The sequence below is a fragment of the Pseudomonas sp. GCM10022186 genome (genome assembly GCF_042656385.1).
Taxonomy (GTDB): Bacteria; Pseudomonadota; Gammaproteobacteria; order Pseudomonadales; family Pseudomonadaceae; genus Metapseudomonas.
In genome coordinates, this window is sequence record NZ_JBHSOU010000002.1 from 214,852 (window position 1) to 224,151 (window position 9,300).

The 9,300-nt window shown below is 66.1% G+C and carries 6 protein-coding genes; all 6 read left to right on the forward strand.

The genetic code is table 11. The features are described from left to right. Window positions 1–453: 453 nt before the first annotated feature. The 6 genes from ACFPU0_RS01710 to arcC all read left to right on the forward strand — a co-directional run bounded on the left by ACFPU0_RS01710 (window position 454) and on the right by arcC (window position 9,186). Window positions 454–2,265, forward strand: coding sequence for a sensor histidine kinase (locus ACFPU0_RS01710; protein ID WP_377691062.1), 1,812 nt, complete (start codon window positions 454–456; stop codon window positions 2,263–2,265). After that, window positions 2,262–3,635 (forward strand): sigma-54-dependent transcriptional regulator, encoded by a 1,374-nt coding sequence (locus ACFPU0_RS01715; RefSeq protein WP_377691063.1) that lies wholly within the window; start codon window positions 2,262–2,264, stop codon window positions 3,633–3,635. The genes ACFPU0_RS01710 and ACFPU0_RS01715 overlap by 4 nt, the downstream gene beginning before the upstream one ends. A 735-nt stretch (window positions 3,636–4,370) precedes the next feature. Continuing rightward, entirely contained in the window at window positions 4,371–5,798 is a 1,428-nt protein-coding gene (gene arcD / locus ACFPU0_RS01720) for an arginine-ornithine antiporter (protein ID WP_377691064.1), read from the forward strand. Window positions 5,799–5,816: 18 nt separating this feature from the next. Then, the gene (gene arcA, locus ACFPU0_RS01725) at window positions 5,817–7,067 is read left to right on the forward strand and encodes an arginine deiminase (protein ID WP_377691065.1); all 1,251 of its coding nucleotides are present in this window, start codon (window positions 5,817–5,819) and stop codon (window positions 7,065–7,067) included. Window positions 7,068–7,159: 92 nt separating this feature from the next. After that, the gene (locus tag ACFPU0_RS01730) at window positions 7,160–8,170 is read left to right on the forward strand and encodes an ornithine carbamoyltransferase (RefSeq protein WP_377691066.1); all 1,011 of its coding nucleotides are present in this window, start codon (window positions 7,160–7,162) and stop codon (window positions 8,168–8,170) included. 89 nt (window positions 8,171–8,259) lie between these two features. Further along, window positions 8,260–9,186: a carbamate kinase gene (gene arcC / locus ACFPU0_RS01735; protein ID WP_377691067.1), complete on the forward strand. Its 927-nt coding sequence runs from the start codon at window positions 8,260–8,262 to the stop codon at window positions 9,184–9,186. The last annotated feature ends 114 nt before the right edge of the window (window positions 9,187–9,300 follow it).

Genomic DNA, 9,300 nt, shown 5'->3' on the forward strand with positions numbered 1-9,300 from the left:
TGCCGGACTGGCGCAGCGCCCTGGCGGAGTGCCTGCGGCAGCCGCGCAGAGGGTTGAGCCCACCCTGCGGGCCTATTCACAAACCCTGTAGGGGCGAATTCATTCGCCAGGGAGGCCGCAGGTCTTCCCCTTGGACGCCCTGCGACATCCAACTGCCCTCTCCCCAGCCCTCTCCCTGAAGGGAGAGGGGGCTCTCCGTGCCATGGGTGAGTTCGGTGGCGCGGATGAATTTCGGGGCCTCGGATTGCATCCGGGCTACGGAGTGTGGTGGGGCATTTGTTGTGGGGGCGAATTTATTCGCTAAGGGCTGCGCAGCAGCCCCAAGCTGACCTTCAGGCCGAACCTGCGGTCCGGTTCGCGAATGAGTTCGCCCCCACAGTTCGGCCCCTGCGGGGCGAAGACACGCGCGGCTGATGCCATAATGCGCCTCATCGCCCCGCGCACAGTGACTGCATGACCGCCTCTCCCACTCCCCACCGCCCGCGCTGGCGCAGCCTGGTGCTATTGGCCCTGCTGCTGACGCCGCTGCTCTGGCCGCTGCAGCATTTCAGCGAGCGCTACTACAGCGGGTCGCTGGCCGAGCAGAACCGCCAGACCCTCGACCTCTACGTCGCCAACCTGCTGGGTACCCTGCACCGCTACGAGGTGCTGCCGCCCATCCTCGCCGACCTGCCGCCCCTGCGCGACCTGCTGGCCGACCCCGGCAACGCCGAGCTCCAGGCCGAAGCCAATCGGGTGCTGGCCGAGGTCCGTGGCGATACCGGCGCCGACGTGATCTACCTGATGAGCCCCACCGGCCTGACCCTGACCTCCTCCAACTGGGACCAGCCCGACAGCTTCGTCGGCCGCGCCTTCACCTTCCGGCCTTACTTCCGTGAGGCCCTGGCCGGCAAGCAGGGGCGCTTCTTCGGCCTCGGCACCACCTCGCGCAAGCGCGGCTATTTCTTCGCCAGCCCGGTGCGCGACGGCCAGCAGATCATCGGCATCCTCGTGGTGAAGGTGGACCTGGACGACGCCGAGACCCTCTGGGGCAAGACGCCCGAACAACTGATGGTGACCGATGCCAACGGCGTGGTGATCATCTCCTCGCGCAGCGACTGGCGCTTCCATGCCACCCGTCCGCTGGACAACGCCGAGCGCGCCGCGATTGTCGCCAACCAGCCCTACCCGACCCAGGCGCCGCCGCCGCTGCAGCTGGACGACAAGGCCTGGCTCACCCAGAGCCGCGAACTCAGCGAGACCGGCCTGACCGCCAGCATCCTCGCCCCGCGCCAGCTCATCGACCGCCAGGTGACCACCACCGTGGCCATCGGCGGCGCCACCCTGCTGGCCTTGCTGCTGCTGCTCGGCCTGATGATGCAGCGCCGCCGCCACTACCTCGACCGTATCGCCCTCGACGCCCGCGCCCGCCGCGAGCTGGAGATGCGCGTTCTGGAGCGCACCCAGGACCTCGAAGCGCTGAACAGCCGCCTGAAGGACGAGGTGCTGGAGCGCGAACAGGCCCAGCAGGAGCTGGTGCGCGCCCAGGACGAGCTGGTGCAGGCGAGCAAGCTGTCCGCCCTGGGCACCATGTCGGCGAGCATCAGCCACGAACTCAACCAGCCCCTGGCGGCCATCCGCAGCTATGCCGATAACGCCGGCGTGTTGCTGGACCACGAGCGCCTGGACGACGCCCGCGGCAACCTGCGCCAGATCAGCGAACTGACCGGCCGCATGGCCTCGATCATCGCCCACCTGCGCGCCTTCGCCCGCCGCGACCGCCATGCCCCGGAGAGCGTCGCCCTGCAGCCCGCCCTGGATGACGCCCTGGCGCTGCTGGCCAAGCGCCGCCGGGCCATGGACGTGGAGCTGATCCGCGACCTGCCGGATGCCCCGCTCTGGGTCCAGGCCGGCGAGACCCGCCTGCGCCAGGTCCTCGGCAACCTGCTGGCCAACGCCCTCGACGCCCTGGCGGAGAAGCCCCATCCACGACGCATCTGGCTCAGCGCCGAGTGCAACGCCCAGGGGGTCGACCTGCACCTGCGCGACAACGGCCCCGGCTTCTCCGAAGACGCCCTGCGCCACGCCCGCGAACCCTTCTTCACCACCAAGACCAGCGCCCAGGGGCTTGGCCTCGGCCTGGCCATCTGCGATAGCCTGATGCGCGCCCTGGGCGGCGAGCTGCTGCTCGCCAACCACCCCGACGGCGGCGCCCTGCTCACCCTGCGCCTGCGCAATGCCGCCCCTGGCGTCACCCCACAGCCTCCCGAGGACCTCTCCGCATGACCAACACCCTCGATGCCCTCACCCAGGTGCTGCTGATCGACGACGACCCGCACCTGCGCCAGGCCCTCAGCCAGACCCTCGACCTGGCCGGCCTCAAGGTGCAGGTGCTGGGCGATGCGCAGGGCGTGGCGGAGAGGATCGACAAGGATTGGCCCGGCGTGGTGGTCACCGATATCCGCATGCCCGGCATCGACGGCCTGCAGCTGCTCGGCCAGCTGCGCGAACGCGATTCCGACCTGCCGGTGCTGCTGATCACCGGCCACGGCGACGTGCCCCTGGCGGTGCAGGCCATGCGTGCCGGGGCCTATGACTTCCTGGAGAAACCCTTCCCCAGCGACCAGTTGCTGGACAGCGTGCGCCGCGCCCTCGACCTGCGCCGCCTGGTGCTGGAAAACCGCAGCCTGCGCCTGGCCCTCTCCGATCGCCAGCAGCTCAGCGGGCGCCTGGTGGGCCAGTCGCCGGCCATGCAGCGCCTGCGCGAACAGATCGGCGCCCTGGCCGCGACCAACGCCGATGTGCTGATCCTCGGCGAAACCGGCGCCGGCAAGGAGGTGGTGGCCCGCGCCCTGCACGACCTCTCGGCCCGCCGTGACGGCCCCTTCGTCGCCATCAACGCCGGCGCCCTGGCCGAATCGGTGGTGGAAAGCGAGCTGTTCGGCCACGAGCAGGGCGCCTTCACCGGTGCGCAAAAGCGCCGTATCGGCAAGTTCGAGTTCGCCAACGGCGGCACCGTGTTCCTCGACGAGATCGAGAGCATGAGCCTGGACGTCCAGGTCAAGCTGCTGCGCCTGTTGCAGGAGCGGGTGGTGGAGCGCCTCGGCGCCAACCAGTTGATCCCCCTGGATATCCGCGTGATCGCCGCGACCAAGGAGGACCTGCGGCATGCCGCCGACCAGGGTCGCTTCCGCGCCGACCTCTATTACCGCCTGAACGTCGCCAGCCTGCGCATCCCGCCGCTGCGCGAACGCGGCGAGGACGCCCTGCTGCTGTTCCAGCACTTCGCCGATGCCGCCAGGAGCCGCCACGGCATGGCGCCGCGCAGCCTGGACAGCAGCCAGCGCGCGCTGCTGCTGACCCACGGCTGGCCGGGCAATGTGCGCGAGCTGCAGAACGCCGCGGAGCGTTTCGCCCTGGGCCTGGACCTGGCCCTGGACAACACCCCGGTGGACCTGCCGAAGGCGGAAGGCGGCCTCAGCGAGCAGGTGGAGGCCTTCGAGCGGGCGCTGATCGCCGCCGAGCTGACCCGCCCCCATGGCTCGCTGCGCAGCGTGGCCGAGGCCCTGGGCCTGCCGCGCAAGACCCTCTCGGACAAGTTGCGCAAGCACAACCTCAGCTTCAGTGGCGGAAATCCCGCCGATGAGCAGGATTGATCGGCAAGGATCCGCTTATCTTGCCGGAGGTGGTTAGTCGAAAGCCGCGTGCCAGAGCGGTTTCAGCGCAATGGCACAAGGCTTGCCCTTTGGGTTCAACCCCTGCTCGCGCAGGGCCAGGAGGCCGGGCCCGCACGTTCCCGGCCTCTCCCCGAGCCGGCCACAAGCCAGCCAAGGGGCCTTCCCATCGATCGCCATCGGGCACCACCCCGAGGCACCGCCCGGCTACCCGCCGGGTGCCCCGAAGCCCGGCCGCAAGCCGGGCTTTTTCATGCCCGCGCAATGACCCCAAGCGTAGGGTGCGCTGCGCGCACCGATATTCCGCACACGATTGGTGGTGCGCACGGCGCACCCTACGGGCCCGACCCATCCTACAAACTGCCTGTTTTTTAAAAAATTTCCTACTGAAAAAGCCTCCCGTAAATACCGAAATGGCTGACACAAATCGGTCATTTCGTCAGAGGATTATGGGGTTTCGATGTAGGAACTGGGGACGAAAAGTTACAACTTGAAGGCCAGAGAAAACCGACTAGTGTGTATTAGGCGCTGCCCTGGATGGTTGGCCAAACGCTCTATCTTGCTCGCTTCGGGCGGCGATCTGCAGTAATCCCTCCCTCTACGACAGTAAGGAAATTGTCCGTATGACTCATTAGCCAGCTATTGATCTGGATCAGAACGCAGTCGTTGGACCACGCGCTCAATAAGCACAGTTCCTACTCCGGATGGAGGTGCACAATGTCTGATTCGTCCGACAAACTTCGACTTGGCGCCCTGGTTGCGCTGGTAGTCGGTTCGATGGTGGGTGGGGGCATTTTCTCACTGCCGCAGAATATGGCGGCGAGCGCCGACGTCGGCGCCATTCTCATCGGCTGGGGCATTACTGCGGTGGGCATGCTCACCCTGGCGTTCGTCTTCCAGACCCTGGCCAATCGCAAGCCGAACCTCGACGGCGGGGTCTACGCCTATGCCAAGGCCGGGTTCGGCGACTACATGGGTTTCTCCTCGGCCTGGGGCTACTGGATCAGTGCCTGGCTGGGCAACGTCGGTTACTTCGTGCTGCTGTTCAGCACCCTCGGCTACTTCTTCCCCATCTTCGGTGAAGGCAACACGCTGGCAGCGATCATCGGCGCGTCCATCGTCCTCTGGGCCGTGCACTTCCTGGTGCTGCGCGGGATCAAGGAGGCGGCCTTCATCAACCTGGTGACCACCATCGCCAAGGTGGTGCCGCTGTTCCTGTTCATCCTCATCTGCCTGTTCGCCTTCAAGCTGGACATCTTCACCGCTGACATCTGGGGCTCGCAGAACGTCGAGCTCGGCAGCGTGATGAACCAGGTGCGCAACATGATGCTGGTCACCGTCTGGGTGTTCATCGGCATCGAGGGCGCGAGCATCTTCTCCGCCCGCGCCGAGAAGCGCAGCGACGTGGGCAAGGCCACTGTGCTCGGTTTCGTCATCGTGCTGCTGCTCCTGGTGCTGGTGAACGTGCTGTCGCTGGGCATCATGACCCAGCCGGAACTGGCCAAGCTGCAGAACCCTTCCATGGCGGCGGTACTCGAGCACGTGGTCGGTCACTGGGGCGCGGTGCTGATCAGCGTCGGCCTGATCATCTCCCTGGTCGGTGCCCTGCTCTCCTGGGTACTGCTCTGCGCCGAGATCCTCTTCGCCGCGGCCAAGGACCACACCATGCCGGCCTTCATCCGCAAGGAGAACGCCAACCAGGTGCCGGCCAACGCCCTCTGGCTGACCAACGCCATGGTGCAGCTGTTCCTGGTCATCACCCTGTTCAGCGCCAGCACCTACCTGTCGCTGATCTACCTCGCGACTTCGATGATCCTGGTGCCCTACCTCTGGTCGGCCGCCTACGCGGTGCTGCTGCCCCTGCGTGGCGAGACCTACGAACAGGACGCCAGTGACCGCACGAAGGACCTGGTCATCGCCCTCATCGCGTTGATCTACGCCATCTGGCTGCTGTACGCCGGCGGCGTGAAGTACCTGCTGTTGTCCGCCCTGCTGTATGCCCCGGGTGTGATTCTGTTCGCCAAGGCCAAACGGGAAGTTGGCCAACCGGTATTCACCAATGTCGAGAAGCTGATTTTCGCAGCCGTGGTAATCGGCGCGGTCGTGGCGGCCTATGGCCTCTACGACGGCTTCCTGACCCTGTAACCCGTAAGGAGACCTGCCATGTCCAAAGTCAAACTCGGCGTTCATTCCGAAGCCGGTAAATTGCATAAGGTAATGGTCTGCTCGCCGGGGCTCGCACACATGCGCCTGACCCCGAACAACTGCGACGAGCTGCTGTTCGATGACGTGATCTGGGTCAGCCAGGCCAAGCGCGATCATTTCGATTTCGTCACCAAGATGCGCGAGCGTGGCGTTGATGTCCTGGAGATGCACAACCTGCTCACCGACATCGTGCAGAACAAGGAAGCGCTGAAGTGGATCCTCGATCGCAAGATCACCAATGACCAGGTAGGCGTCGGCCTGGTCAATGAAGTGCGCTCCTGGATCGAGGGCCTGGAGCCACGCAAGATCGCCGAATTCCTCATCGGCGGCGTCGCCGGCTCCGACCTGCCGGAGAGCGAAGGCGTCAGCGCCATCAAGATGTACCGCGACTACCTGGGCCACTCCAGCTTCATCCTGCCGCCGCTGCCCAACACCCAGTTCACCCGCGACACCACCTGCTGGATCTACGGCGGTGTGACCCTCAACCCGATGTACTGGCCGGCCCGTCGCCAGGAAACCCTGCTGACCAGCGCCATCTACAAGTTCCACCCGATCTTCACCGAGGCCGAGTTCGAGGTCTGGTACGGCGACCCGGACAGGGACCACGCCATGTCCACCCTGGAAGGCGGCGACGTGATGCCCATCGGCAACGGCGTGGTGCTGATCGGCATGGGCGAGCGCACCTCGCGCCAGGCCATCGGCCAGCTGGCCCAGTCCCTGTTCAGCAAGGGCGCCGCGCAGAAGATCGTGGTCGCCGGCCTGCCCAAGTCCCGCGCGGCCATGCACCTGGACACCGTGTTCACCTTCTGCGACCGCGACCTGGTCACCGTCTTCCCGGAAGTGGTCCGCGAGATCGTGCCCTTCGTCCTGCGTCCGGATGAGAGCCGCCCCTACGGCATCGATATCCGCCGTGAAGACAAACCCTTCATCGACGTGGTCGCCGAATCCCTCAACCTGAAGAAACTGCGTGTGGTGCAGACCGGCGGCGACGCCTTCGAGGCCGAGCGCGAGCAGTGGGACGACGGCAACAACGTGGTCTGCCTGGAGCCCGGCGTGGTGGTCGGCTATGACCGCAACACCTACACCAACACCCTGCTGCGCAAGGCAGGCGTCGAGGTGGTCACCATCAGCGCCAGCGAACTGGGCCGCGGCCGTGGCGGCGGCCACTGCATGACCTGCCCGATCCTGCGCGACCCGATCGATTACTGATCAAACCTCTCCCCTCTCCCTCTGGGAGAGGGGCTGGGGGCCGAGGGATGCCCTGGCCCCCGCTTCGAAGAATTCTGAATGGAGAAAGAATCATGGCCTTCAACATGCACAACCGTAACCTGCTCAGCCTGATGCACCACAGCACCCGCGAGCTGCGTTACCTGCTGGACCTGTCCCGCGACCTGAAACGCGCCAAGTACACCGGCACCGAGCAGCAGCACCTCAAGCACAAGAACATCGCGCTGATCTTCGAGAAGACCTCCACCCGCACCCGCTGCGCCTTCGAGGTTGCCGCCTACGACCAGGGCGCCAATGTCACCTACATCGACCCCACTTCCTCGCAGATCGGCCACAAGGAGAGCATGAAGGACACCGCCCGCGTGCTCGGCCGCATGTACGACGCCATCGAATACCGCGGCTTCAAGCAGGAGATCGTCGAAGAACTCGCGCAGTTCGCCGGGGTGCCGGTATTCAACGGCCTGACCGACGAATACCACCCAACCCAGATGCTCGCCGACGTGCTGACCATGCGCGAACACAGCGACAAGCCGCTGCACGACATCTCCTACGCCTACCTGGGCGATGCCCGCAACAACATGGGCAACTCCCTGCTGCTGATCGGCGCCAAGCTGGGCATGGATGTGCGCATCGCCGCGCCCAAGGCCCTGTGGCCCACCGACGAGCACGTCGCCGCGTGCCGGAAGTTCGCTGAAGAGAGCGGCGCCCGCATCACCCTCACCGAAGACCCGAAAGAGGCGGTCAAGGGCGTCGACTTCGTCCACACCGACGTCTGGGTGTCCATGGGCGAGCCGGTGGAAGCCTGGGGCGAGCGCATCAAGGAACTGCTGCCCTACCAGGTGAACATGGAGATCATGAAGGCCGCCGGCAATCCGCGGGTGAAGTTCATGCACTGCCTGCCGGCCTTCCACAACAGCGAAACCAAGGTCGGCAAGCAGATCGCCGAGCAGTACCCGAACCTGAAGAACGGCATCGAGGTCACCGACGACGTGTTCGAGTCGCCTTATTGCATCGCCTTCGAGCAGGCGGAAAACCGCATGCACACCATCAAGGCGATCCTGGTCTCGACCCTCGCCGACGTCTGACCGAAACCCTCCCCTCTCCCTCTGGGAGAGGGGCCGGGGGAGAGGGCGGCCGTCCGCCACCTCTCTCCCGCATCCGAAGGAGAATTGCTATGCGAATCGTCATCGCATTGGGCGGCAATGCCCTGCTGCGTCGTGGCGAGGCCATGACCGCGGAAAACCAGCGGGAGAACGTGCGCATCGCCTGCGAACAGATCGCCAAGGTGGCGCCGGGCAATGAACTGGTGATCGCCCACGGCAACGGCCCGCAAGTGGGCCTGCTGGCCCTGCAGGGCGCTGCCTTCGACGCCAGGAACCCCTATCCGCTGGACGTCCTCGGTGCCGAGACCGAGGGCATGATCGGCTACATGATCGAACAGGAGCTGGGCAACCTGCTGCCCTTCGAAGTGCCCTTCGCCACCATCCTGACCCAGGTCGAGGTGGATCCGGCGGACCCGGCCTTCCAGAAGCCCACCAAGCCCATCGGGCCGGTCTACGCCAAGGACGAGGCCGAGCGCCTGGCCAAGGAAAAGGGCTGGAGCATCGCCCCGGACGGCGACAAGTTCCGCCGCGTGGTGCCCAGCCCCCGGCCCAAGCGCATCTTCGAGATCCGCCCGGTGAAATGGCTGCTGGAGAAAGGCTCGGTGGTGATCTGCGCCGGCGGCGGCGGCATCCCGACCATGTACGACAACGGCAAGCTCAAGGGCATCGAGGCGGTGATCGACAAGGACCTCTGTTCCGCCCTGCTGGCCGAGCAGCTGGAAGCCGACCTGCTGGTGATCGCCACTGACGTGGACGCGGCCTATATCGACTGGGGCAAGCCGACCCAGAAGGCCATCGCCCAGGCCCACCCGGACGAACTGGAACGCCTCGGCTTCGCCGCCGGCTCCATGGGGCCGAAGGTCCAGGCCGCCGGCGAGTTCGCCCAGAAGACCGGCAAGCCCGCGGTGATCGGCGCCCTGAAGGACATCGAAGCCATCGCCCGTGGCCAGGCCGGTACCCGGGTCAGCACCGGCGCAGCGGGGATCCAGTACCGCTGAGCAGCAGCCGGCACCCTCCCCTGTAGGGGCGAATTCATTCGCCAAGGGCAGCGCAGCTGCCCCCGGCAGGCCCGCAGGGCAGACCTGCGGTCTGCTTGGCGAATGAATTCGCCC

Coding starts and splice junctions, on each gene's coding strand:
- ACFPU0_RS01710 (WP_377691062.1), top strand. CDS start 454: ATGACCGCCTCTCCCACTCCCCACCGCCCGCGCTGGCGCAGCCTGGTG.
- ACFPU0_RS01715 (WP_377691063.1), top strand. CDS start 2,262: ATGACCAACACCCTCGATGCCCTCACCCAGGTGCTGCTGATCGACGAC.
- arcD (WP_377691064.1), top strand. CDS start 4,371: ATGTCTGATTCGTCCGACAAACTTCGACTTGGCGCCCTGGTTGCGCTG.
- arcA (WP_377691065.1), top strand. CDS start 5,817: ATGTCCAAAGTCAAACTCGGCGTTCATTCCGAAGCCGGTAAATTGCAT.
- ACFPU0_RS01730 (WP_377691066.1), top strand. CDS start 7,160: ATGGCCTTCAACATGCACAACCGTAACCTGCTCAGCCTGATGCACCAC.
- arcC (WP_377691067.1), top strand. CDS start 8,260: ATGCGAATCGTCATCGCATTGGGCGGCAATGCCCTGCTGCGTCGTGGC.